We start from the raw sequence: 23,976 nt of genomic DNA, 5'->3' as shown, positions 1-23,976 counted from the left end.
GCTTAATAAGGGGAGCCGGCTTCTGCATTAGAACCGGCACCATCTGCTGGCGCAGGTGCGCTCGGAGCAATGACGGCGGCGGGGAGAGCAGCCTTAGGTGAAATAGGATGTTGCTGAAGTGTTGGGGCATTAGCGGCAGTAGGCTTCTTCTTTAGTTCAGAGTCAGCCAATTTCTTCTTTTGCTCATCACTCAGCTTTTGGTAGGCATACCATGCCTCCGCTTTTTTCTCTGCAGGGAATTTTAGGCTGGTGAGGTAGTTTTCGCGGGCAATGCGACGATCCTTCTGCGAAAGATTGGACCAGCTTGTCATACGAGACTGAAGTCGCTCTTGATCTTGTGCGCTCATCTTGGGATAAATGTTGGCAACCTGAATCCATTTTTTGCGACTATCGGGCAACATGTAATCCCAGTCGCTTTCTAGCGGCGCAAGAATTTTCTGTTGTGCTGGCTTTAAACCATCCCAAGTACCATCAGGTTTCTTTTCAGGAATGGCCGTAGCCTTTCCATGCGGAGCGCTAGGCGCACCTTGCGCAAGTGCTGGACTCGCCTGGGCGGCGCAGAAAAATGCCAATAGGGCAGCGCCACAAACTTGACCTGTTCTAGTTCTCATAGACATCAAACGAGTCAAGATTATTTGCTGCGTACTAAGTCGGATTGGCTATCAGATTCGGAGAGAGGGCCGTTTTTGAGGAAGGCCATAAATCCACTGTCTGCATATGCATCAGGAGGCACATCATCAGACAAAAGAGCGGCATCCACTTCGGCAATGTCATTAATACGAGAATCATCTTGCCATTGGGCAATGCCAATCAGGCCAAATACGAGGACCACTAGCGGAGCAATCCAGCCAACGCTATCCCAGAGGCTATTAGATCCAGAGGTCCAATTACGCGATGAACCAGCAAATACTTGCTTCTGAATGCGTACTTTTTCAGGTTTTCTAACTGAAAGGGCCTTCATACGTGCTGCATATAGGCGATCTTTCAGATGCTTGGGAATGCTCTGAGTACCTTGACGAAGCAGGGCAGCGCTAGCCTGGCCAAATTGGTCGACTTGGGTCTGGGTAAATTGGTCATCAAAGTGTTTCACAGCGTAATTCCTTTTAATTTCAATGCTTTAGCTAATGTCTGGGTGGCTCTAGAACAGTGCGTTTTGACGCTTCCTTCACTACAACTCATTGTTTTGGCCGTCTCAGTAATGCTTAGCTCATCCCAATAACGCATCAGGAAGGCTTCTCGTTGACGTACAGGCAATTTAGATATTTCTGACTCAAGGGCCTGTAAAAGCTGACTTTTTTCAAGCTTTTGAGCCCCATCTTGGTGAATTTCACTGTCATCAGGGGCTGCAAGGGACTCTAAAGGGTCAAAATCATCGCTTTCATCGGATTTTTTGCCCATATTGGAAAACAAGGTGACCCAGGTATTTCTAACCTTTTGCCTTCTAAACCAATCATGAATGCGATTTTGCAGAATTCTGGTGAATACCAGGGGAAGTTCTCCTGCTGGTCTATCACCGTATTTCTCGGCTAATTTGATCATGGCATCTTGCACGATATCCATCGCAGCATCGTCGTCACGCACGGCGTAAACCGCCTGCTTAAAAGCACGCTGCTCAACACTACTGAGAAAGTCGGATAGTTCTTGGGCTGATGCCATGCAATGGATTAGACCTGAATCTGTAAGAATTGAGTCATTTTAGGGGATTGCTATAGAATATAGGGCTTACTACCTAGAATCTCATTCAAGAAGTGGTTTTTTCCGGTAGCAGCGCCGTTCGAACTCAGGCCAAAAGCAAGAGATAGAACAGACCAAACAATTTTTTGCCGAAAATTGCAAAGGACGAAGGAAAATGAATACAAGCAGCGCCGAATTTTTAGCTACTAAAGCTAACAAAGACACAGCAAATACAAATCTCGTAGAAGCGCCTCCAGAAATGATTGGTGCTGAAATGCTCGTGCATGCATTGCACAAAGAGGGTGTTGAATTTGTCTGGGGTTACCCAGGCGGATCCGTTCTCTTCATCTACGATGAAATTTTTAAACAAGACAAGTTCGAACATATTTTGGTTCGCCATGAGCAAGCAGCAGTTCATGCTGCCGATGGTTATGCGCGCGCAACCGGTAAGGTTGGCGTTGCATTAGTTACCTCCGGTCCTGGTGTTACCAATGCGGTGACCGGTATCGCAACCGCCTATACCGATTCGATCCCAATGGTGATCATCAGCGGTAACGTCCCAACGTACGCGATTGGTGAAGATGCTTTCCAAGAGGCAGATACCGTTGGTATCACACGCCCGGTGGTGAAGCACAACTTCTTAGTAAAAGATGTTAAAGATCTTCCGCTGGTATTGAAGAAGGCTTTCCATATCGCGCAGACAGGCCGCCCTGGTCCTGTATTGATTGATATTCCTAAAGACGTATCAGCTGCTAAAGGACCATTTGTTTATCCAGAGACTTTGGAGATGCGCTCTTACAACCCTGTTGTAAAGGGTCACAGCGGTCAGATTCGTAAAGCGGTAGCGTTACTGCAAGAGGCGGAGCGTCCATACATCTATACCGGCGGTGGCGTTATCCTTTCTGATGCTGCTCCAGAGCTCAAAGAGTTTGCCGACTTACTTGGTTATCCAGTTACCAATACCTTGATGGGCTTGGGCGGTTTTCCTGGCACAAGTCCTCAGTTCTTGGGCATGCTCGGCATGCATGGTACTTATGAAGCCAATATGGCGATGCAACACAGTGATGTGTTAATTGCTATTGGCGCTCGTTTTGATGACCGCGTGATTGGGAATACACAGCACTTTGCAAGTCATCCGCGCAAGATTATTCATATTGATATTGACCCCTCCGTTATCTCGAAGCGTGTCAAAGTAGATGTTCCTATTGTTGGTAATCTCAAAGAAGTATTGGTAGAGATGACTGCCCAATTGAAAGCTGCTGGCCCACGCAAAAATGGCGACAAAGTTGCTGCTTGGTGGGATCAGATTAATGAGTGGCGCAAAAAAGATTGCTTGAAGTACGACGAAGCGTCACAAATTGTTAAGCCACAGTATGTGGTTCAAAAGTTGTGGGAGCTCACTGGAGGTGATGCATTCATCACATCTGACGTAGGTCAGCATCAAATGTGGGCAGCTCAGTTCTATAAGTTTGATCAGCCACGTCGTTGGATTAATTCAGGTGGTCTGGGTACCATGGGTGTAGGTTTGCCTTATGCCATGGGTATCAAGAAAGCATTTCCTGATAAGGATGTATTCGCCATTACTGGTGAAGGCTCTATTCAGATGTGTATTCAGGAGCTCTCTACCTGCAAGCAATACAACACTCCCGTGAAGATCGTGTCCTTGAACAATCGTTACCTAGGTATGGTTCGCCAGTGGCAAGAGCTCACCTATAACAAACGTTATTCCAGCTCATACATGGATTCTTTGCCTGACTTTGTGAAGTTGGCAGAGGCCTATGGTCACGTTGGTATGCGTATCGAGAAAAAATCCGATGTTGAGGGTGCGCTTAAAGAGGCAATTCGCTTAAAAGATCGTACGGTGTTTATGGATTTCCAGACTGACCCAGAAGAAAACGTTTGGCCTATGGTTCAAGCAGGCAAGGGTATTACTGAAATGCTTTTGGGTAGTGAGGATCTCTAATGCGACACATCATTTCTGTACTCATAGAGAACGAGCCGGGTGCCTTATCGCGTGTAGTGGGTTTATTTTCTGCGCGTGGTTACAACATTGATACTTTGAGTGTTGCACCTACTGAAGATCCATCCCTATCTCGCATGACTATCGTCACTTTTGGTTCGGACGATGTCATTGAACAGATTACTAAGCACCTAAACCGTTTGGTTGAGGTAGTAAAAGTATTTGATTTAAGCGAAGGTCCGCATATTGAGCGGGAGCTCATGATGATTAAAGTACGTGCGGTAGGTAAAGAACGCGAGGAGCTCAAACGTACTACTGATATCTTCCGCGGTCGCATCATTGATGTGACTGATAAGAGTTACACCATCGAGTTAACAGGTGATGGTGCCAAGTTGGATGCCTTTATTGATTCGATCGATCGCGCATCGATTCTGGAGACCGTCCGTTCGGGTGGTTCTGGGATTGGTCGCGGTGAACGTATCCTCAAGGTTTAATTTTTTTAACTGATTACTGCATTAATTACATTTTCAATACAAGGAAAGAGCATGAAAGTTTTTTACGATAAAGACGCTGATTTGTCCCTCATTAAGGGCAAGAAAGTCACCATCATTGGTTATGGTTCACAGGGTCACGCGCACGCATTGAATCTGAAAGATTCCGGCTGTAACGTTACTGTTGGTTTGCGTAAAGATGGTGCTTCCTGGAGCAAGGCTGCGAATGCTGGCTTAACGGTAAAAGAAGTTGGCGAAGCGGTTAAAGATGCAGACGTAGTCATGATGCTCTTGCCAGATGAGCAAATTGCTGATGTTTACAGCAAAGAAGTTCACGGCAACATTAAGCAGGGCGCTGCATTGGCGTTTGCTCATGGCTTTAACGTTCACTACGGTCAAGTTCAGCCACGCGCTGACTTAGATGTGATCATGATTGCCCCTAAGGCGCCTGGTCATACAGTTCGTGGTACATACGCTCAAGGTGGCGGTGTTCCTCATCTGATCGCTGTTTACCAGGATAAATCTGGCTCTGCTCGTGATGTTGCGCTGTCTTATGCAACTGCAAACGGTGGTGGCCGTGCTGGCATTATCGAAACGAACTTCCGCGAAGAAACTGAAACTGACTTGTTCGGTGAGCAGGCTGTTCTTTGTGGTGGCGCGGTTGAATTGATCAAAGCTGGTTTTGAGACTTTGGTTGAAGCTGGTTACGCTCCTGAAATGGCTTACTTCGAGTGCTTGCATGAGCTCAAGTTGATTGTTGACTTGATCTACGAAGGTGGTATTGCCAATATGAACTATTCCATCTCTAACAACGCTGAGTACGGTGAGTACGTTACTGGCCCACGTGTTGTGACTGAAGATACTAAGAATGCAATGCGTCAGTGCTTGAAAGATATTCAGACTGGTGAGTACGCTAAGAGCTTTATCTTGGAGAACAAAGCAGGTGCGCCTACTTTGATTTCACGTCGTCGTTTGAATGCTGAACATGACATCGAAGTTGTTGGTGCTAAATTGCGCGCCATGATGCCTTGGATTGCTAAGAACAAATTAGTTGACCAGACTAAGAACTAAGCATCTACTAATAGCAGTTCAATAAAAGGCTCAGAACAAAGATGATGTATCCGCACCCCATTATTGCGAAAGAAGGTTGGCCGTATTTAGCGTTAGTGGGGGCATTGACTTTGCTAGTTCACTATTTAGGTGGGATAGCTTGGTCATGGCCTCTTTGGATCATTTTTTTCTTTGTTCTGCAGTTCTTTCGTGACCCGCAGCGTATTCCTGCTTTAGGTCGCGATCTTGTTTTATCTCCAGCTGATGGCCGGATTGTTGTCGTTGAAAAAACTAATGATCCATATGCTGGCCGTGAAGCGCTCAAAATCAGCGTATTCATGAACGTATTTAATGTGCACTCTAATCGTAGTGCGGTAAATGGCTTGGTGAAAGAGATTCAATACTTCCCGGGTAAATTTGTGAATGCGGATTTGGATAAGGCATCTACTGAGAACGAGCGTAACGCCGTTGTTATCGATGCTAATGGCCAAGTAGTTACCTTAGTCCAGGTTGCTGGCTTAATTGCCCGCCGTATTCTTTGCTACATTCATGTTGGCGATCGCCTCAAAGCAGGTGAGCGCTATGGATTTATTCGCTTTGGTTCGCGAGTAGATATTTATTTGCCACTGACTGCAGAGCCGCTAGTGAGCGTTGGTGATAAAGTATTTGCAACAAATACAGCCTTGGCTCGTTTGCCTGGTTTGGATTGATTCGAAATATTATTCACTGGGATATTCTTTGACTACATTTCGCCGTCGTGGTCGTATTGACCGAAGCCGTCTCTCCCAGAGGCGCGTTACTTCTTCAGAAGATCAATGGGCTGAAGACTTAGGTGATGGTATTGATTACGAAGTAGAGGAGTTGCATCCTCAAAAGCCCCGCTTACGCAGCAAGGGTATCTATCTTCTTCCAAATGCCTTTACAACCGCAGCTTTGTTTTGCGGCTTCTATGCCATTGTGAACGCAATGAATCACCAGTTTGAGATTGCAGCAATCGCTATCTTTGCTTCAATGGTATTAGACGGCATGGATGGCCGTGTAGCCCGTATGACCAACACTCAAAGCGCTTTTGGTGAGCAGTATGATTCTCTTGCTGATATGGTTTCATTTGGGGTTGCGCCTGCATTGGTTGCTTATGAGTGGGCTTTAAAAGATTTGGGTAAGTGGGGATGGTTAGCAGCATTCACATACTGTGCTGGTGCTGCCTTGCGTTTAGCCCGCTTTAATGTAAATACTGGCGTAGTGGATAAGAAGTTTTTTCAAGGACTACCAAGTCCGGCTGCTGGTGCATTAATGGCGGGCTTTATTTGGTTGGCTGATGACAATAAGATTCCAGTTCGCGATACTGCAATCCCTTGGATTACCTTCTTTATCGCCGTCTACGCCGGACTCACCATGGTTTCTAATGCCCGTTTTTATAGTGGTAAGGCCCTGGATGTCCGTTACCGCGTGCCATTTGGTGTGATGGTTTTAATGATCTTGACCTTTGTCTTGATATCCTCAAATCCACCCTTAACGCTGTTTGGTTTATTCGTGGTGTATTCCATCTCTGGCTATGTAATTTGGGCTTGGGAGCGTCTCAGCGGTAAACGTTTTAGCTAATTCCCTATTTTTGGGGTATATTAATTCCATGTTGATGAATTTCTCACCTTTAACTGGCCTCCTTCTGCTAGCACTAAGCCTAAAGCTTGGGGCGGGTAAGGCCTGAGTTAATGAGATAAAGCAGATTCATTAACCACCACATACCAGCCCCAGCTAATTGCTGGGGTTTTTGTTTTATGAGATTGTGTTATCTGAAGAAGTTCAGAAGTATTTAAAACCGGAGAGTAGTGATGAGCGACAAAGTAATCATTTTTGATACCACCTTGCGAGATGGTGAACAGTCACCTGGCGCATCCATGACTAAAGACGAAAAAGTACGCATTGCTCGTCAGTTAGAACGTCTTAAAGTAGATGTGATCGAGGCTGGCTTTGCTGCTAGCTCGGAGGGTGACTTCCAAGCTATATCTGCGGTTGCAGCTGCTGTTAAGGACTCTATTGTTTGCTCGTTGGCTAGGGCGAATGATAAAGACATCACACGAGCCGCCGATGCATTGCAGGCGGCAAACGCCAAGCGTATTCATGCATTCTTGGCAACAAGTCCATTACACATGGCCGTGAAATTACGCATGTCTCCAGAAGAGGTTTTAGAACAGGCTAAACGCTCCATCCGTTTTGCGCGTAACTTAGCTGAAGATATTGAGTTTTCTGCAGAGGATGGCTATCGCTCAGAAATGGATTTCTTGTGTAGGGTAGTTGAGGCGGTTATTAACGAAGGTGCATCTACTATCAACATTCCTGATACCGTAGGTTATGCCACTCCTGAGTTGTATGGAGAGTTTATTAAGACTTTGCGAACCCGCGTGCCTAACTCCGATAAAGCGGTCTGGTCAGTGCATTGCCATAACGACTTGGGAATGGCGGTTGCTAATTCCTTGGCGGGTGTAAAGATTGGCGGAGCACGTCAAATTGAGTGCACGATCAATGGCTTGGGCGAGCGTGCAGGTAATACTGCTTTAGAAGAAATTGTGATGGCTTTGCGCACTCGTAAAGACTACTTTGATATGGTGTGCGGCATCGATGCAACGCAAATTGTTCCAGCATCTAAATTGGTATCTCAGATCACCGGCTTTGTGGTCCAGCCTAACAAGGCGGTCGTCGGTGCAAATGCCTTCGCACATACTTCAGGCATTCATCAAGACGGTATTTTGAAGAACCGTGACACTTATGAAATCATGCGCGCAGAAGATGTGGGTTGGTCTGCTAATAAGATTGTTTTGGGTAAATTATCCGGTCGTAACGCCTTTAAACAGCGCTTGCAAGAATTGGGTATTACTGTTGAGGCCGAGGCTGATTTGAACGAAGCTTTCACCAGATTTAAAGCGTTAGCTGACCAAAAGTCTGAGATTTTTGATGAAGATATTATTGCCATCATGTCAGATTCTGCAGCGGCAGAAGAGGGTGAACACTATAAATTTATTTCTTTAAGTCAACATTCCGAAACTGGCGAGCGCCCTAAATCTCGCGTGACGTTCCGCATGGGTGATAAAGAGATTAGCTCTGAAGCAGAAGGTAATGGTCCAGTAGATGCGAGTTTGAATGCGATTGAAGAAATTGCTAAGAGTGGGGCAGAGCAGTTGCTCTATTCTGTCAATGCCATTACTTCAGGTACGCAGTCTCAAGGTGAGGTTACTGTACGCTTGGCAAAAGGTGGTCGTATTGTGAATGGGGTAGGTACCGACCCAGACATCATTGCCGCTTCCGCAAAAGCCTATTTATCTGCTTTGAACAAATTGCATGATCCGAGTCAAGCTAAGCTCAATGCACAGATGACTCCTTAATCATTGAATCATCTGTAAAGAGATTTACTTATTTAAGTCAGTGTTTTTATAGTACTTGGTGCCTTTGCCGGTGATTTCAGCAGCAAGGCCAGAGTCTGTCAATTGGTACATTAAAACTCCTGGGGCAACTACGGTAGCGTCTTGATAGGCGTCTCCATTTTTCTCGTATTTGGCTGCTGCTGTAACTTGCCCACCAAACGTCCATCCAGAATTTACAAAATCGTTCATGGCTGCCTCAGTTTCAAATACAAAAATATTCTGAAATGATTTGATGCCAAAACCCAAGCCAGCCTGAACTTCAGCCATATTCATATAGATGGTCTTCTTATTTGCTTTGAGAATCACAACGCCGCTACCGGTTCCACCTCCTGCAATCAGAATCTTCATGCCGAAGTTGCTAAAGGTCGCATATCCAACGGATTTATCAATGAGCTCTTTGGCTTTGGGTTGTACTTGGTATAGGTGCCTCAAAATTTCATCATTCTTTTTGAGGATTTCTTGGCGTTGCTGGGCAACCGTTTTATCTGATCCAAATGGGTTCGAAAATTGCGCCAAAACAGCACCGTTTAGACAAAAATAGAGGGTAACGAGGGTCGCCAAGGAGCGGAAAATAGGGTTCATTATTTATAAGTTATTGATTTATATAGTTTTTTAATGTTTTTCTGTGTCATTTATACCAACAGCATACCAATATCTGGTGCCTTGCACGATCTTTTAGGGCGCAGTCTGCTACAATTCGATGGCTTTGATTTATAAAGCTTTTTTGTTTTATTTTGTTAAACACGCACGACACAGGTTGGGTGAAAGCTCAAGTGTTCGCAAGTAAGGAGTATTAAAAATGGCAGTTGCTGATATTAAAACGGCGGAAATCGTCAAAGATAACGCGCGCAGCGCAAACGATACGGGTAGCCCTGAAGTTCAAGTTTCATTGCTCACAGCCCGCATCAATGAATTAACCCCCCATTTCAAGGCTAACGCTAAAGATCATCACAGCCGTCGTGGTTTGTTGAAGATGGTTTCACGTCGCCGTCGCCTCTTGGATTACCTCAAAGGCAAAGATTTGGATCGCTATCGCGCATTGATTGAGAAATTAGGTCTCCGTAAGTAATTCTTATCGGTATGCAATGCCATCTATCTTAGGGTTGTTTCTTAGCGGATTCAGTCTTAAGCAGATGGCATGTTTTTTTTGGGCGCTTCAAGATTATTTGTGTAGGGGATTGTGTCATTCCAATGAGCTTCTGAAAGTTGATTCAGAGTCTCCCTGGAATGGCATCCCTTGTGATCTTAAATCGCTCCAGTGTTGTCGTGACACTGCTTTATCCCACGACAAGCGCAACTCTCATGTGAGTTTTGCGTGAACAATTTGGAGAAGATCAGAATGACAATGTTTAAAAAAGCAGTAAAAAGTTTTCAATGGGGCAATCATCAGGTAACTATGGAAACAGGCGAGATCGCCCGTCAATCCGGTGGCGCTGTTATTGTTAACGTTGATGACACAGTAGTAATGGGCACAGTAGTAGCCTCTAAGTCTGCAAAGCCAGGCCAGTCTTTTTTCCCGTTGACTGTTGACTACCTAGAAAAAACATACGCAGCAGGTAAGATTCCGGGCGGCTTCTTCCGTCGCGAAGGTCGTCCATCAGAAGGTGAGACATTGATCTCCCGCTTGATCGACCGTCCATTACGTCCTTTGTTTCCAGAAGGCTTCTTGAACGAAGTTCAAGTAGTTGTTCATGTGTTGTCTATCAACCCTGATGTTCCTTCTGATATTCCTGCTTTGATCGCTGCTTCTGCAGCATTGGCTATTTCAGGTATTCCATTTGCTGGCCCAGTTGGCGCAGCACGCGTTGGTTACGCTAATGGTCAATACCTCTTGAACCCAACTCGTACAGAGCAAGCTACTAGCGAACTTGATTTGATCGTTGCTGGTACACAAGCCGCTGTATTGATGGTTGAGTCTGAAGCTAACCAGCTTTCTGAAGAAGTCATGTTAGGTGCAGTTGTATATGGTCACGACCAAATGCAGACTGCGATTAACGCTATCAACGAATTGGTTTCTGAAGCTGGTAAGCCAGAGTGGGATTGGACTGCTGCTCCTAAAGATGAGCCATTTATCGCCAAGGTTACTGCTTTGGCTGAAGCGCCATTGCGCGAGGCTTATCAGATTCGTCAAAAAGGGGCTCGTTCAGACAAACTCAAAGAAATTACTAAAGAAGTTGTAGCTAAGTTACAAGAAGAGGGTGATGTTGACGCGGTAGCTGTTAACGACATCTTGTTTGAAATCGAGGCGAAGATTGTTCGTAGCCAGATTTTGAACGGTGAGCCACGTATTGATGGTCGCGATACACGCACTGTCCGTCCGATTGAAATTCGTAACGGCGTATTGCCACGTACACACGGTTCTGCCTTGTTTACCCGTGGTGAAACACAGGCTCTCGTTGTTGCAACTTTAGGTACTGCTCGTGATGAACAAATCATTGATGCGCTCGAAGGTGAATACCGCGATCGTTTCATGTTCCACTACAACATGCCTCCGTTCGCCACTGGTGAAACTGGCCGTGTAGGTAGCCCAAAACGTCGTGAAATTGGTCATGGCCGTTTGGCTAAGCGTGCATTGATTCCAGTATTGCCAAGTGCTGAAGATTTTGCATACAGCATTCGCGTGGTTTCAGAAATTACAGAGTCCAATGGTTCTTCATCCATGGCTTCTGTTTGCGGCGGCTGTTTAGCAATGATGGATGCTGGTGTTCCAGTTAAAGCACACGTTGCTGGCGTAGCAATGGGCTTGATTCTTGACGGCAATCGTTTTGCTGTATTGACTGATATCTTGGGTGACGAAGATCACTTGGGTGACATGGACTTTAAAGTGGCAGGTACTGCTAACGGTATTACTGCGCTCCAGATGGACATTAAAGTTCAGGGCATTACTAAAGAAATTATGCAAGTCGCTTTGGCTCAAGCTAAAGAAGGCCGTTTGCATATCTTGAGCAAAATGCAAGAAGCAATGGGTTCAGTTCGTACAGAATTGTCAGCTCATGCCCCACGTATGGTTTCTTTCAAGATTCATCCAGACAAGATCCGTGAAGTAATCGGTAAAGGCGGCGCAACAATTCAAGCCTTGACCAAAGAAACTGGCTGCAGCATCGACATCAAAGATGATGGCACTGTAACAATTGCTTCTACTTCCGCTGAAGGTATGGCTGAAGCTAAAGCGCGTATCGAAGGCATTACCGCTGAAGCTGAAGTAGGTAAGATCTACGAAGGCCCAGTTGTGAAGTTGCTCGAATTCGGCGCTTTGGTCAACATTCTTCCTGGTAAAGATGGCCTCTTGCACATCTCTGAGATTTCTAATGAGCGTGTAAAAGAAGTTAAAGACTATTTGGCAGAAGGCCAAGTGGTTCGCGTGAAATTGCTTGCTGCTGATGAGCGTGGCCGTTTACGTTTGTCATTGAAAGCTGCGATGGCTGATGAAGGAGGCACGATTGCTCCTTTGGCTGGCGTTGCTGTTGAAGCAACTCCTGCATCTGACGAAACTGCCTAAGCAAGAAGCCTCGGGAGTATTTATGCGCGTTATTGAAATTAAGGAGTTTGGTGCCCCAGAAATGCTGGTGCCAACTACTCGCCCTGATCCAGCAGCTCCTGCTGCTGGGACTGGTGAAATTTTGATCAAAGTTCTGGCAGCTGGAATTAATCGACCTGACGTTTTACAACGCAAGGGGCATTACCCTGTTCCAGCTGGCGCATCTGATATTCCCGGTCTTGAAGTTGCCGGTGAAATCGTCGGCGGTGATTTATCTCATCCTGATAATGTATTTGGCTTAAAGCTGGGTGATAAGGTTTGTGCACTCGTTCAAGGTGGTGGTTACGCTGACTTGTGTACTGCGCCTGTAGCCCAGTGCTTGCCTTACCCTAAGGGGTTTACTGATCAAGAAGCTGCAGCTTTGCCTGAAACGTTTTATACCGTATGGAGCAACGTCTTCATGCGGGGTCAATTGGCCGAAGGCGAAACTTTATTGGTTCAAGGTGGCTCCAGTGGTATCGGCGTGACTGCAATCCTGATCGCCAAAGCCTTAGGCCATAAAGTATTTGTAACTGCTGGTACGGATGAAAAATGTGCCGCATGTGTAGCATTGGGTGCTGATCTCGCTATCAATTACAAGACACAAGATTTTGTAGAAGAAGTGAAGAAGGCAACAGATGGCAAAGGCGTTAATGTCATTCTTGATATGGTCACCGGCGCTTACGTGCAAAAAGAAATTGACTGTCTCGCTGATGATGGGCGCATTGTGATTATTGCAATCCAGGGCGGATCAAAAGCAGAAGTGAGTACCAATCAGATTCTGCGCCGTCGCTTAACGATTACCGGCTCAACCTTACGTCCACGCCCAGTTTCATTTAAGAAGCAAATTACCAAACAGCTTTTTGAGAATGTTTGGCCTTTGCTCAATGCTGGCAAACTAAAGCCAGTCATTTATAAAACGTTTACGCTAGATCAAGCGGCAGATGCTCATGCATTGATGGAGTCATCCGAGCACGTTGGCAAAATTGTTTTAACTGTTTAGAAATATTCATTACCCCTATGCGACCACTCATCGTTATCGGCAATTGGAAAATGAATGGCAGTCTTGCAAGTAATCAAGATTGGATCAAAACCGTTGCTCGTGGCATGGAGAGTGGAATGCCGTCAGGACGTAAATATGCGGTTTGCCCGCCATTTACGTATTTATCCCAATGTGCGCAGTTGATTAAAGAGCATTCATTGGCTTTTTTGAATCTAGGCGCACAAGATGCATCAGCCCATGGTTCAGGCGCTTATACCGGTGAGGTTGCTGCCTCAATGCTCAAAGAACTTGGTTGTACTTATGTCATCGTTGGGCACTCTGAGCGCCGTCAAATGCACCAAGAGGTTGATGAGGCTGTTGCTGCTAAAGCCCTCGAGGTGTTGGACAATGGCATGACTCCAGTGATTTGTGTGGGTGAGACTGCTGATGAGAGAAATTCGGGCAGGGCGGAAGAGATTGTTTGTGCTCAAGTTGCAAAGCAGGCGGGTGTTTTACAAGATCGTCTTGCTGATTGCTTAATTGCTTATGAGCCAGTATGGGCGATCGGTACAGGCAAAGTTGCCAGCGCCCAAGTTGCGCAAGATATGCATCGTGCTATTCGTCTGCAATTGGCTGAATTTAATGAGGATGTTGCATCTCACGTTGGAATTTTGTACGGCGGCAGTGTCAAGCCTGACAATGCTGTTGAATTATTTGCCATGCCAGATATAGATGGTGGATTGGTTGGGGGAGCATCCTTGAATCCCCAAGACTTTCTAGCTATTTGTCAGGCATAGATTTTTTATTTGGAGATAAGCTGTGGAATGGTTTAAGACTTTATTAATCGTATTGCAGGTAATTTCAGCTTTGGCTGTCATTCTATTGGTGCTATTACAGCAAGGTAAGGGTGCCGATATGGGCGCTGCCTTTGGTTCGGGCTCTTCCGGTAGCCTCTTTGGCGCTAGTGGATCTGCTAATTTCTTGTCCCATACAACGGCTGTTTTTGCAGCAGTTTTCTTCCTTTGCACTTTAGGAATTACTTGGATTGGTAACAAGAAGGAAGTAAGTCCTGGTGTCCTCTCCGGAACTGTAGCCCCGGCAGCAACGCCAGCCGCTCCAGTAGCCCCAACACAGGACCCAAGCAAACCAGCAGTTCCTAAGTAAAACAGTTGGTTTTTACAGATTTTCTAGCCCAGAATTTGGGGTAGTGCACTTGTGCAATGCAGTAGAATTGATGAGTTTTGCAAGATGCCGACGTGGTGAAATTGGTAGACACGCTATCTTGAGGGGGTAGTGGCTTAGGCTGTGCGAGTTCGAGTCTCGCCGTCGGCACCAATAATGGGTATTGATATGCATTTTTTTGCTCTAAATCAATGCCCTATGTAGTGGAATAAGTAATAATTTGCTGTTTTTAGGATTTACCAGACAAACGAATCAGGGCTATTTTGAATCTCGCTAATTACTTTCCTGTTCTGCTTTTTATCCTCGTAGGTATTGGGGTGGGATTAGTCCCCATGTTCCTCGGAAAAATCTTGGCTCCTTCGAAGCCTGACGCTGAAAAACTCTCTCCGTATGAGTGCGGTTTTGAAGCATTCGAAGATGCGCGTATGAAGTTTGACGTGCGTTACTACTTAATCGCCATTCTCTTCATCCTGTTTGACTTAGAAACTGCATTCCTATTCCCATGGGGTGTAGCTCTACGTGATATTGGATGGCTTGGCTACGCCTCTATGGTGATTTTCTTATTGGAATTCATTGTGGGATTTGTATATATCTGGAAAAAGGGCGCTCTCGACTGGGAGTGATAGATATGGCATTAGAAGGCGTACTTAAAGAAGGTTTTGTAACCACCACTGCTGATCAGCTAATTAACTGGACACGTAATGGCTCCTTATGGCCCATGACCTTTGGTCTGGCTTGTTGTGCTGTTGAGATGATGCATGCAGGCGCCTCCCGTTATGACTTGGATCGATTTGGCGTTGTATTTCGTCCTTCTCCACGTCAATCCGATTTGATGATTGTTGCAGGCACGCTATGCAACAAGATGGCTCCTGCATTGCGCAAGGTTTACGACCAAATGCCAGAACCACGCTGGGTAATTTCCATGGGTTCTTGTGCCAATGGTGGCGGCTATTACCATAACTCATATTCAGTAGTTCGCGGTTGTGACCGCATTGTGCCAGTCGATATTTATGTTCCAGGATGCCCTCCAACTGCAGAGGCGCTCATCTACGGAATTATTCAGCTGCAATCTAAGATTGCTCGTACGAGCACGATTGCGCGGAAGGCTTAAGTTATGTCAGATCGTTTAATTCAATTAGCAGCCAACTTAGAAAAAGTTTTAGGTAAGCGCGCTAAATCCATTGAGATTGCATTAGGTGAGGTGACTGTAGTTGTTAATGCAGACACTTATTTTGAATCTGCCATGTTGTTGCGTGATGATCCTTCACTTGCTTTTGAGCAATTGATAGATCTGTGTGGTGTTGACTATCAAGATTTTCGTGATGGGGCATGGAGCGGTCTGCGCTTTGGCGTTGTAAGTCATCTACTTTCTTTGCAACACAACTGGCGTTTACGTGTTCGTGTTTTTGCGCCCGACGATAGCTACCCATTAGTAGCCTCAATTACACCAGTTTGGGCTGCAGCCAATTGGTTTGAGCGTGAAGCTTTCGATCTCTACGGCATTCTATTTGACGGTCACGAAGACTTGCGTCGCATTCTGACTGACTATGGCTTCATTGGTCATCCATTTAGAAAAGATTTCCCAATCAGCGGTAATGTGGAAATGCGCTATGACCCAGAGTTGAAGCGCGTTGTCTATCAACCGGTCACGATTGAGGCTCGCGAAATTACTCCACGCATTGTTCGTGAAGAGCAGTACGGAGGTCCGGTTTAAGTCATGGCACAAATTAAGAACTACACCCTCAATTTTGGTCCTCAGCATCCTGCAGCGCATGGCGTATTACGTCTAGTGCTTGAGCTCGATGGTGAAGTGATCCAGCGCGCTGACCCGCATATCGGTTTATTACATCGCGCGACAGAAAAATTAGCTGAAACACGTACTTGGATTCAAAACGTTCCTTACATGGATCGTTTAGATTACGTTTCCATGATGTCCAATGAGCATGCTTATGTCATGGCCATTGAAAAATTACTGCAAGTTGATGTTCCGTTGCGTGCTCAATATATCCGCGTGATGTATGACGAGCTCACTCGCTTGCTAAATCACTTGCTTTGGATTGGTTGTCATGGTCTGGACGTTGGTGCGATGGCTGTTTTCTTGTACGCTTTCCGTGATCGCGAAGATATCTTTGATATGTATGAGGCGGTATCTGGTGCACGTATGCATGCCGCTTACTATCGTCCAGGTGGCGTTTATCGTGACCTGCCTGATCAAATGGCTCAATACACTAAGAACAAGATTCGTAGTACATCTGCCATTAAGCGTTTGAATGAAAACCGTAGCGGCACATTATTGGACTTCATTGAGCAATTTACTAATGGCTTTGATGCCAATGTAGATGAGTACTGCAACCTCTTAACTGATAACCGCATTTGGAAGCAGCGATTGGTGAATATCGGTATTGTGACTCCAGAGCGTGCATTGCAGCTCGGATTTACCGGTCCGATGCTACGTGGTTCAGGTATCGAGTGGGATTTACGTAAGAAGCAACCATATGAAGTCTATGACCGTTTAGATTTTGATATTCCTGTTGGTGTGAATGGCGATTCTTATGATCGTTATTTAGTGCGCATGGAAGAAATGCGTCAATCCAATCGCATCATCAAACAGTGCGTTGCTTGGTTAAAGGCTAATCCAGGTCCTGTGATGAGTGACAACCATAAGGTTTCCCCGCCAAAGCGCGTGGACATGAAAACCAATATGGAAGAGTTGATTCACCATTTCAAATTATTTACTGAAGGCATTCACGTTCCAGACGGCGAGGCTTACTCAGCCGTTGAGCATCCTAAAGGTGAATTTGGTATTTACCTGATTTCTGATGGGGCAAATAAACCATATCGTATGAAGATTCGTGCGCCAGGATTTGCGCACTTGTCGGCAATGGACGAGATGTCACGTGGCCACATGTTGGCTGATGCAGTAACCATTATTGGTACCCAAGATATTGTGTTCGGGGAGATTGACCGCTAATAGGCGTGCCAAGGAATATTTAATGACTACGACTCTGCAACTATCCGATAAAACACTGGCTGATATTCATCGCAATATCGCTAAGTATCCTGCTGAGCATAAGCAATCCGCTGTGATGGCTTGTTTGATTGCTGCTCAAACTGAGGTGGGCTGGGTTTCTCCTGAAGTTATTGAAACGGTTGCCCAGATTTTAGAAATGCCAAGCATTGCTGTTGATGAAGTCGCAACTTTCTACAATATGTACAACACCAAGAAAATTGGTAAGTACAAATTGGTGATTTGCACTAATTTGCCATGCCAATTAACTCATGGTGAAACCGCAGCAACATACCTCAAAGAGACTTTAGGTATTGGCTACAACGAAACTACCCCATGTGGGACGTTTACCTTGAAAGAGGGTGAGTGTATGGGCGCCTGTGGTGATTCACCAGTGATGTTGGTGAATGACAAGCGCATGTGCAGTTTTATGAGCAAAGAAAAGATTGATGCTTTATTGAGTGAGTTACGTGCAGAAGGGAAAGCAGCATGACCAGCTTGCACGATCGCCATATCAAGCCTTTAATCCTCGCTGGATTAAATGGAGATAACTGGCGTTTAAAGGATTACGAAAGTCGTGGCGGCTATCAACAATTACGTCGTTTAATTAATGACAAAGTTTCTCCTGATGCCATCATCGCTGAATTAAAAGCTTCTTCATTACGTGGTCGTGGAGGCGCAGGCTTTCCAACGGGTTTGAAGTGGAGCTTCATGCCCCGTCAATTCCCGGGGCAAAAATATTTAGTTTGTAATAGCGATGAAGGTGAGCCGGGTACTTTTAAAGACCGTGACATCATGCGCTATAACCCACACGCTTTGATTGAAGGCATGATCATCGGTGCCTACACAATGGGGATTACTGTTGGTTACAACTATATCCACGGTGAAATCTGGGATGTGTATTCTCGCTTCGAAGAGGCGCTTGAAGAAGCGCGAGCAGCAGGATATCTGGGTGACAAAATTTTAGGAAGCGATTTTTCCTTCCAGTTACACGCATCCCCAGGTTGGGGTGCTTATATTTGCGGTGAAGAAACGGCCTTGCTTGAGTCTTTAGAAGGTAAAAAAGGTCAGCCGCGCTTTAAGCCACCATTCCCGGCAAGCTTTGGTTTGTATGGCAAGCCAACAACCATTAATAACACTGAGACATTTGCTGCTGTGCCATTCATTTTGGCCATTGGCGGTCCAGCCTATTTAGAGCTTGGAAAACCCAATAATGGTGGAACCAAAATATTCTCGGTATCGGGTGACGTAGTTCATCCAGGCAACTATGAAATTCCGTTGGGCACTCCATTTGCAGAGCTCTTAAAGCTTGCTGGCGGTATGCGTGATGGCAAGGCTTTGAAGGCTGTGATTCCTGGAGGATCTTCTGCGCCGGTTGTTCCTGGTGCGCAGATGATGGATCTGACTATGGATTACGACAGTATTGCAAAGGCAGGATCTATGTTGGGTTCTGGTGCCGTGATCGTGATGAACGAGACCCGTTGTATGGTCCGCGCCTTAGAGCGTTTGTCCTATTTCTATCACGAAGAATCATGTGGTCAATGCACACCATGTCGCGAAGGTACTGGTTGGTTATGGCGCATTGTTCATCGCATTGAACATGGTGAAGGGCGTCCAGAGGACTTGGATTTGCTGAATGACGTAGCTGCCAATATTCAAGGTCGTACGATTTGCGCTTTAGGTGATGCAGCAGCAATGCCGGTTCGTGGCATGTTGAAACATTACATGGATGAATTTGCGTATCACGTAGAACATAAGCGCTGCTTAGATTCTGCACAACCTTTATAAAGATTTAGAGCACGGGATATCTAAAAGTGAGCATGGTAGAAATCGAATTAGATGGTAAGACTGTAGAAGTTCCGCAAGGTTCGATGGTGATGCACGCCGCGAACAAGCTCGGCACCTACGTTCCTCACTTCTGCTATCACAAGAAGTTATCGATTGCCGCTAACTGCCGCATGTGTTTGGTTGAAGTAGAGAAGGCCCCTAAACCTCTTCCCGCTTGTGCTACACCAGTAACTCAAGGTATGAAGGTGTTTACGCATTCTGCCAAAGCTGTAGAAGCCCAGCGTTCTGTCATGGAATTCTTGCTCATTAACCATCCATTAGATTGCCCAATTTGCGATCAGGGTGGCGAGTGTCAATTACAAGACTTAGCGGTTGGTTACGGAAAATCAAACTCACGTTACGATGAAGAGAAGCGTGTTGTCTTCCATAAGAATGTTGGCCCATTGATCTCCATGCAAGAGATGACGCGTTGCATCCATTGCACTCGTTGCGTACGCTTCGGCCAAGAAGTTGCCGGTGTTATGGAGCTGGGTATGGTCAACCGTGGTGAGCATTCTGAGATCACCACCTTCGTTGGTCAGACGGTAGATTCAGAGTTGTCTGGAAACATGATTGATTTGTGTCCAGTTGGCGCTTTAACCAGCAAGCCATTCCGTTATGCAGCTCGTACATGGGAACTCGGACGTAAACGTTCAGTTAGTCCGCACGATAGCTTAGGTGCCAACACTACAGTTCAGACTAAAGCTAATAAAGTCATGCGTGTAGTTGCTCTAGAGAACGAAGCCATTAATGAATGCTGGATTAGTGATCGTGATCGCTTCTCTTATGAAGGTTTAAATAGTGCTGACCGTGTAACCACGCCAATGGTGAAGCAGGGCGGCCAGTGGTTAGAAACAGATTGGCAGTCAGCTTTAGATTATGTTGCTCATTCTCTGAAAACAATTTCAGCAGAAAGTGGCCCCGAGTCCATTGGTGCTTTAGCCCACCCAATATCTTCTACTGAGGAATTGCACCTCTTGCAAAAGCTAGTGCGTGGCCTTGGCTCCAATCAAATGGAAGCTCGATTGCGCCAAACGGATGTAAAAAATGCAGCAGCAGCGCCATGGTTGGGTATGCCAATCGCCAAGATCAATGAATTGGATCGTGTATTAGTTATTGGTAGTTTCTTACGCAAAGACCAGCCTGTATTGGCTGCTCGTATTCGTACTGCCAGCAAACGCGCCTTACAAGTATTACGTATTGATGCGGGTGGTGATGACTGGTTGATTCCAAGTAGCGGTATTTCAGTAGTTCCAAGCGCATGGTTGAATGCATTGAGTGAAGTTGCACTTGCTGTTGCAAAAGCAAAATCAGTAACAGCGCCAGTTGGCACATTTAATCTAACCGTTTCTCCTGCGGCGCAGAAGATTGCAGATAGCTTGCTTTCCGGTGAGTCAAAGGCTGTATTGCTCGGTTCTGCTGCTATTGCGCATCACCATGCTTCTGACTTGCACGTTATGGCGCAATTTATTGCTGATCAGACTGGTGCTACTTTAGGCTTCCTGCCGGTTGGCGGAAACGCAGTTGGTGCATCTTTAGTGAATGCTAACGGCGTGGGTGTTGAGTCAGTCTTATCTGGCGAACGTCGCGCAGTGATCTTGATGAATATCGAGCCAGATTCAGATTTGCCAAACCCAGCAGCTGCTCGTGCAGCCCTGGAAAAGGCTAACACCGTTATTGCTTTGAGCGCTTATAAGAGTTCTGACTTGATGGAGGTAGCTGATGTCATTCTGCCTACTTCAGTTTTCTCAGAAACAGTCTCTACCTTTGTGAATTTAGAGGGAAGAGTTCAAACTGTCCAGCCTTCAGTGAAGCCTTTAGGTGATTCACGTCCAGCATGGAAAGTATTGCGCGTATTAGGCGGGCTCTTAGGTTTAGACGGTTTCTTGTTTAATGCTCCTGAGGAAGTCCTAGGAGAAGCATTGGACGATGGTTATTGCAATCGCTTAAATAACAAAGCTTCTAGCTCTTCGATTGCCAATGGAAATCTAGCGCCTTTCAATGGTCTCGAGCGTTTGGCTGATGTCAATATTTATGCTGGCGACCAAATCGTACGGCGTTCTTCAGCCTTGCATTTAACGCGTGATGCTAAGCGCGGCAATCAGGTAGGCCTAAATAAAATTACTTTTGCTGAATTGGGTCTCAAAGAGGGTGATGCAGTGCGCGTTACCCAAGACTCTCATTCAGTTGATATGCCGGCAACATTAGAAGTTAATTTAGCGCCTGGAGCTGTCAGAATTTCTGCTGGCACCATGGCAAGTGCCAAATTGGGATCGATGTTTGGTCCAGTAACTATTAGTAAGGCATAAGGGACGAGATGGATAATTTCTTGAACCTCATTACCACTCAAGGTGAGGCTATTTTTGGCTCATTGTGGCCCTTGGTTTGGGCATTGATTCGTATTGTGATCATCGTATTGCCGATGTTTGGTTGCGTTGCCTATCTAACCCTTTGGGAAAGAAAGTTGATTGGCTGGATGCATATTCGTCTTGGCCCAAATCGCGTAGGTCCATTGGGTTTATTGCAGCCAATTGCTGATGCATTAAAGCTCTTGATGAAAGAGATCATTGCACCTGCTCAAGCTAGTAAGGTTTTGTACTTCATTGCACCAATCATGGTGATCATGCCTGCATTTGCTGCTTGGGCGGTGATTCCATTTCAGGCAAAGATGGTTTTGGCTGATGTAAACGCAGGCTTGCTGTACATCATGGCTATTTCTTCTATTGGTGTTTATGGGGTCATCTTGGCTGGTTGGTCCTCTAACTCTAAATATCCATTCCTCGGTGCAATGCGCGCATCAGCCCAAATGATCTCCTATGAGATTGCAATGGGTTTTGCATTGGTTACCGTCTTGCTTACCTCGGGTTCATTAAATTTAAGTGCCATCGTAACCTCACAAGAGCAGGGCTACTTTGCCAGCATGGGCCTTAATTTCCTCTCGTGGAATTGGCTGCCTTTACTGCCAATGTTCTTGATTTACTTTATCTCTGGTGTTGCTGAAACAAACCGCCATCCATTTGACGTGGTTGAGGGTGAATCCGAGATCGTAGCTGGACACATGGTTGAGTATTCAGGCATGTCTTTTGCCATGTTCTTCTTGGCTGAATATGCCAACATGATTTTGATTGCAGCTGTTGCATCCATCATGTTCTTAGGCGGTTGGTTGCCGATTGTTGACTTGCCAATCTTGCGTGATATTCCAGGGTTCTTCTGGTTATTTGGTAAAACATTCTTCCTTTTATCCTGCGTTATTTGGTTACGCGCTACATTACCGCGCTATCGCTATGACCAAATTATGCGTTTGGGTTGGAAAATCTTTATTCCCATCTCAGTATTTTGGGTGGTTGTTATCGGCGCGTGGGTTGTCTCACCATGGAATATTTGGAAATAAGTTGATAAATCATGTTTAAGAAAATTTCCCAATTCCTCGATAGCTTGATGCTAAGAGACATCTTGGTCGGTATGTCTATTACTGGTCGCTATCTCTTCAAGCCAAAAATTACCGTTCAATACCCAGAAGAGAAGACGCCGTTATCTAGTCGCTTTCGTGGTTTACATGCACTTCGTCGTTATGAAAATGGTGAAGAGCGCTGTATTGGCTGCAAGTTATGTGAAGCAGTATGCCCAGCTTATGCCATCACCATTGAAACTGCTGAACGTGATGACGGCACTCGTCGTACCAGCCGTTATGACATTGACCTTACTAAATGTATTTTTTGTGGTTTCTGTGAAGAGGCTTGCCCAGTAGACGCTATTGTTGAAACAAATATTTTTGAGTATTTCGGCGATAAGCGCGGTGACTTGTACTTCACCAAAGATATGCTTTTAGCTGTGGGCGATAAATACGAAAAAGATATTGCCGCTAACCGTGCAGCTGATGCACCTTACCGTTAATCGAATCGAGCTTAACTAATATGACATTCGATCCATCTACTTTATTTGCCATGTTCTTCTATGGCTTTGCAGGCTTATTGGTGATTTCTGGGCTTCGCGTGATTACGGCTCGTAACCCAGTGCATGCAGCACTATTTTTGGTATTAGCGTTCTTTTGCGCATCAGGCCTTTGGATGTTGCTCAAGGCAGAGTTCTTAAGCTTGGCCCTGATACTAGTTTATGTTGGCGCAGTCATGGTCCTGTTCCTCTTCGTAGTGATGATGCTGGACTTAGATATTGAGCATTTACGTCGCGATTTTAAAAAGTTTCTGCCAGTTGCCTTCTTGATGGGTGCCGTTATTGTTCTAGAGCTTTCGATTGTGATTATTCGTAGCTTTATCGGAACCAATGCTCCAGTGCAACCTATGCCAGAAGAAATGATGGCTAGCAATACCCAAGCTTTGGGCATGTTGATCTTTGTGGATTATGTATACGCCTTTGAAGTTGCTGGTGTGATCTTACTAGTGGCGATTATTGCCGCAGTTGCATTGACATTGCGTAATCGCAAAGACTCTAAATCGCAGAATGTTCACGAGCAAGTCAATGTCGTTGCAGCAGATCGCATGCGCATTGTGAAAATGGGTTCAGACATGGCTGCAAAGCAAGATACAAGAGGGGAGAAGAAATGAATATCACTCTCGCTCATTATTTAGTGCTGGGTGCGATCTTATTTGCAACTAGCGTTATCGGAATTTTCTTAAACCGCAAGAATGTCATCGTTTTGCTGATGGCAATTGAGCTGATGCTTCTCTCGGTGAACATGAACTTTGTAGCTTTCTCCCATTATTTGGGTGATATGGCTGGTCAAGTATTCGTATTCTTTATTTTGACTGTGGCAGCTGCTGAGGCGGCTATCGGCTTGGCAATTTTGGTTGTGCTCTTCCGTAAGGTTGACACGATTAATGCCGATGATCTTGACCACCTTAAAGGCTAG

26 protein-coding genes and 1 tRNA gene are annotated in these 23,976 nt (G+C 45.6%); 23 read left to right on the top strand and 4 right to left on the bottom strand.

The genetic code is table 11. The features are described 5' to 3' along the window. Positions 1-2 precede the first annotated feature (2 nt). Genes ICV90_RS05735 through ICV90_RS05725 form a run of 3 tightly spaced genes read right to left on the bottom strand, consistent with a single transcriptional unit; the run spans position 3 to position 1,656 of the window. On the bottom strand, positions 3-617 hold the full coding sequence (locus ICV90_RS05735) for a DUF3106 domain-containing protein (RefSeq protein ID WP_215356916.1): 615 nt from the start codon (positions 615-617) through the stop codon (positions 3-5). Between the two features lie 14 nt (positions 618-631). After that, complete coding sequence (locus ICV90_RS05730; protein WP_215356914.1) at positions 632-1,090, bottom strand: DUF3619 family protein; 459 nt, start codon at positions 1,088-1,090, stop codon at positions 632-634. Further along, positions 1,087-1,656, bottom strand: coding sequence for an RNA polymerase sigma factor (locus tag ICV90_RS05725; RefSeq protein WP_215356912.1), 570 nt, complete (start codon positions 1,654-1,656; stop codon positions 1,087-1,089). Before ICV90_RS05725 ends, ICV90_RS05730 begins: the two co-directional genes overlap by 4 nt. Before the next feature lie 193 nt (positions 1,657-1,849). Here ICV90_RS05725 and ICV90_RS05720 point away from each other — a divergent pair, with 193 nt between their 5' ends. The 6 genes from ICV90_RS05720 to ICV90_RS05695 all read left to right on the top strand — a co-directional run bounded on the left by ICV90_RS05720 (position 1,850) and on the right by ICV90_RS05695 (position 8,555). Continuing rightward, positions 1,850-3,637, top strand: a complete 1,788-nt coding sequence (locus ICV90_RS05720) for an acetolactate synthase 3 catalytic subunit (protein WP_215356910.1) — start codon at positions 1,850-1,852, stop codon at positions 3,635-3,637. Beyond that, positions 3,637-4,128: an acetolactate synthase small subunit gene (ilvN, locus tag ICV90_RS05715; RefSeq protein ID WP_011902903.1), complete on the top strand. Its 492-nt coding sequence runs from the start codon at positions 3,637-3,639 to the stop codon at positions 4,126-4,128. Before ICV90_RS05720 ends, ilvN begins: the two co-directional genes overlap by 1 nt. 51 nt (positions 4,129-4,179) lie before the next feature. Then, positions 4,180-5,196, top strand: a complete 1,017-nt coding sequence (gene ilvC, locus ICV90_RS05710; protein WP_046329933.1) for a ketol-acid reductoisomerase — start codon at positions 4,180-4,182, stop codon at positions 5,194-5,196. A gap of 41 nt (positions 5,197-5,237) precedes the next feature. Beyond that, positions 5,238-5,885, top strand: a complete 648-nt coding sequence (locus tag ICV90_RS05705) for a phosphatidylserine decarboxylase (RefSeq protein ID WP_215356902.1) — start codon at positions 5,238-5,240, stop codon at positions 5,883-5,885. A gap of 28 nt (positions 5,886-5,913) precedes the next feature. Continuing rightward, the gene (gene pssA, locus ICV90_RS05700; RefSeq protein WP_215356900.1) at positions 5,914-6,777 is read left to right on the top strand and encodes a CDP-diacylglycerol--serine O-phosphatidyltransferase; all 864 of its coding nucleotides are present in this window, start codon (positions 5,914-5,916) and stop codon (positions 6,775-6,777) included. Between the two features lie 230 nt (positions 6,778-7,007). Continuing rightward, positions 7,008-8,555 carry a 2-isopropylmalate synthase gene (locus ICV90_RS05695; protein WP_215356898.1) on the top strand — a complete coding sequence of 516 codons (1,548 nt, stop codon included), beginning with the start codon at positions 7,008-7,010 and terminating at the stop codon, positions 8,553-8,555. 24 nt (positions 8,556-8,579) lie between these two features. Here ICV90_RS05695 and ICV90_RS05690 read toward each other — a convergent pair whose 3' ends face one another. Then, a complete protein-coding gene (locus ICV90_RS05690) occupies positions 8,580-9,176 on the bottom strand; it encodes a YSC84-related protein (RefSeq protein ID WP_215356896.1) in 597 nt (198 codons plus the stop codon). Positions 9,177-9,393: 217 nt separating this feature from the next. Between ICV90_RS05690 and rpsO the strand changes: the two genes are divergently transcribed. From rpsO to nuoK, 17 genes are all read left to right on the top strand, one after another. Beyond that, a complete protein-coding gene (rpsO, locus tag ICV90_RS05685; RefSeq protein ID WP_011902897.1) occupies positions 9,394-9,663 on the top strand; it encodes a 30S ribosomal protein S15 in 270 nt (89 codons plus the stop codon). A 270-nt stretch (positions 9,664-9,933) separates the two neighbouring features. Then, positions 9,934-12,093 (top strand): polyribonucleotide nucleotidyltransferase, encoded by a 2,160-nt coding sequence (pnp, locus tag ICV90_RS05680; RefSeq protein WP_215356894.1) that lies wholly within the window; start codon positions 9,934-9,936, stop codon positions 12,091-12,093. A gap of 22 nt (positions 12,094-12,115) precedes the next feature. Next, the gene (locus ICV90_RS05675) at positions 12,116-13,114 is read left to right on the top strand and encodes an NAD(P)H-quinone oxidoreductase (protein ID WP_215360398.1); all 999 of its coding nucleotides are present in this window, start codon (positions 12,116-12,118) and stop codon (positions 13,112-13,114) included. A gap of 17 nt (positions 13,115-13,131) precedes the next feature. Further along, positions 13,132-13,890, top strand: a complete 759-nt coding sequence (tpiA, locus tag ICV90_RS05670; protein ID WP_215356892.1) for a triose-phosphate isomerase — start codon at positions 13,132-13,134, stop codon at positions 13,888-13,890. Between the two features lie 22 nt (positions 13,891-13,912). Further along, entirely contained in the window at positions 13,913-14,257 is a 345-nt protein-coding gene (secG, locus tag ICV90_RS05665; RefSeq protein ID WP_215319874.1) for a preprotein translocase subunit SecG, read from the top strand. Between the two features lie 86 nt (positions 14,258-14,343). Then, a tRNA-Leu gene (locus ICV90_RS05660) sits at positions 14,344-14,428 on the top strand. A 110-nt stretch (positions 14,429-14,538) separates the two neighbouring features. After that, positions 14,539-14,898: an NADH-quinone oxidoreductase subunit A gene (locus tag ICV90_RS05655; protein WP_012357790.1), complete on the top strand. Its 360-nt coding sequence runs from the start codon at positions 14,539-14,541 to the stop codon at positions 14,896-14,898. A 5-nt stretch (positions 14,899-14,903) separates the two neighbouring features. After that, positions 14,904-15,386 (top strand): NADH-quinone oxidoreductase subunit B family protein, encoded by a 483-nt coding sequence (locus ICV90_RS05650; protein ID WP_011902891.1) that lies wholly within the window; start codon positions 14,904-14,906, stop codon positions 15,384-15,386. Positions 15,387-15,389: 3 nt separating this feature from the next. Next, on the top strand, positions 15,390-15,989 hold the full coding sequence (locus ICV90_RS05645; RefSeq protein WP_215356890.1) for an NADH-quinone oxidoreductase subunit C: 600 nt from the start codon (positions 15,390-15,392) through the stop codon (positions 15,987-15,989). Positions 15,990-15,992: 3 nt separating this feature from the next. Beyond that, positions 15,993-17,246, top strand: a complete 1,254-nt coding sequence (locus ICV90_RS05640; protein WP_215356888.1) for an NADH-quinone oxidoreductase subunit D — start codon at positions 15,993-15,995, stop codon at positions 17,244-17,246. Positions 17,247-17,268: 22 nt separating this feature from the next. After that, complete coding sequence (gene nuoE / locus ICV90_RS05635; protein WP_072582488.1) at positions 17,269-17,775, top strand: NADH-quinone oxidoreductase subunit NuoE; 507 nt, start codon at positions 17,269-17,271, stop codon at positions 17,773-17,775. Further along, on the top strand, positions 17,772-19,070 hold the full coding sequence (nuoF, locus tag ICV90_RS05630; RefSeq protein ID WP_215356886.1) for an NADH-quinone oxidoreductase subunit NuoF: 1,299 nt from the start codon (positions 17,772-17,774) through the stop codon (positions 19,068-19,070). The genes nuoE and nuoF overlap by 4 nt, the downstream gene beginning before the upstream one ends. Positions 19,071-19,102: 32 nt before the next feature. Beyond that, positions 19,103-21,418 (top strand): NADH-quinone oxidoreductase subunit NuoG, encoded by a 2,316-nt coding sequence (gene nuoG / locus ICV90_RS05625; RefSeq protein ID WP_215356884.1) that lies wholly within the window; start codon positions 19,103-19,105, stop codon positions 21,416-21,418. An 8-nt stretch (positions 21,419-21,426) separates the two neighbouring features. Further along, positions 21,427-22,500: an NADH-quinone oxidoreductase subunit NuoH gene (nuoH, locus tag ICV90_RS05620; RefSeq protein WP_072582485.1), complete on the top strand. Its 1,074-nt coding sequence runs from the start codon at positions 21,427-21,429 to the stop codon at positions 22,498-22,500. An 11-nt stretch (positions 22,501-22,511) separates the two neighbouring features. After that, entirely contained in the window at positions 22,512-23,003 is a 492-nt protein-coding gene (gene nuoI / locus ICV90_RS05615) for an NADH-quinone oxidoreductase subunit NuoI (RefSeq protein ID WP_215319862.1), read from the top strand. Positions 23,004-23,023: 20 nt separating this feature from the next. After that, positions 23,024-23,671, top strand: coding sequence for an NADH-quinone oxidoreductase subunit J (locus ICV90_RS05610; protein ID WP_215356882.1), 648 nt, complete (start codon positions 23,024-23,026; stop codon positions 23,669-23,671). Next, the gene (gene nuoK / locus ICV90_RS05605; RefSeq protein ID WP_072582482.1) at positions 23,668-23,976 is read left to right on the top strand and encodes an NADH-quinone oxidoreductase subunit NuoK; all 309 of its coding nucleotides are present in this window, start codon (positions 23,668-23,670) and stop codon (positions 23,974-23,976) included. Before ICV90_RS05610 ends, nuoK begins: the two co-directional genes overlap by 4 nt.

Source organism: Polynucleobacter sp. JS-JIR-II-b4 (genome assembly GCF_018687815.1).
In the GTDB taxonomy this organism is placed as follows: domain Bacteria; phylum Pseudomonadota; class Gammaproteobacteria; order Burkholderiales; family Burkholderiaceae; genus Polynucleobacter.
Note: the sequence above shows the minus strand (reverse complement) of the source record. Positions and strands in the feature narration are given on the sequence as shown.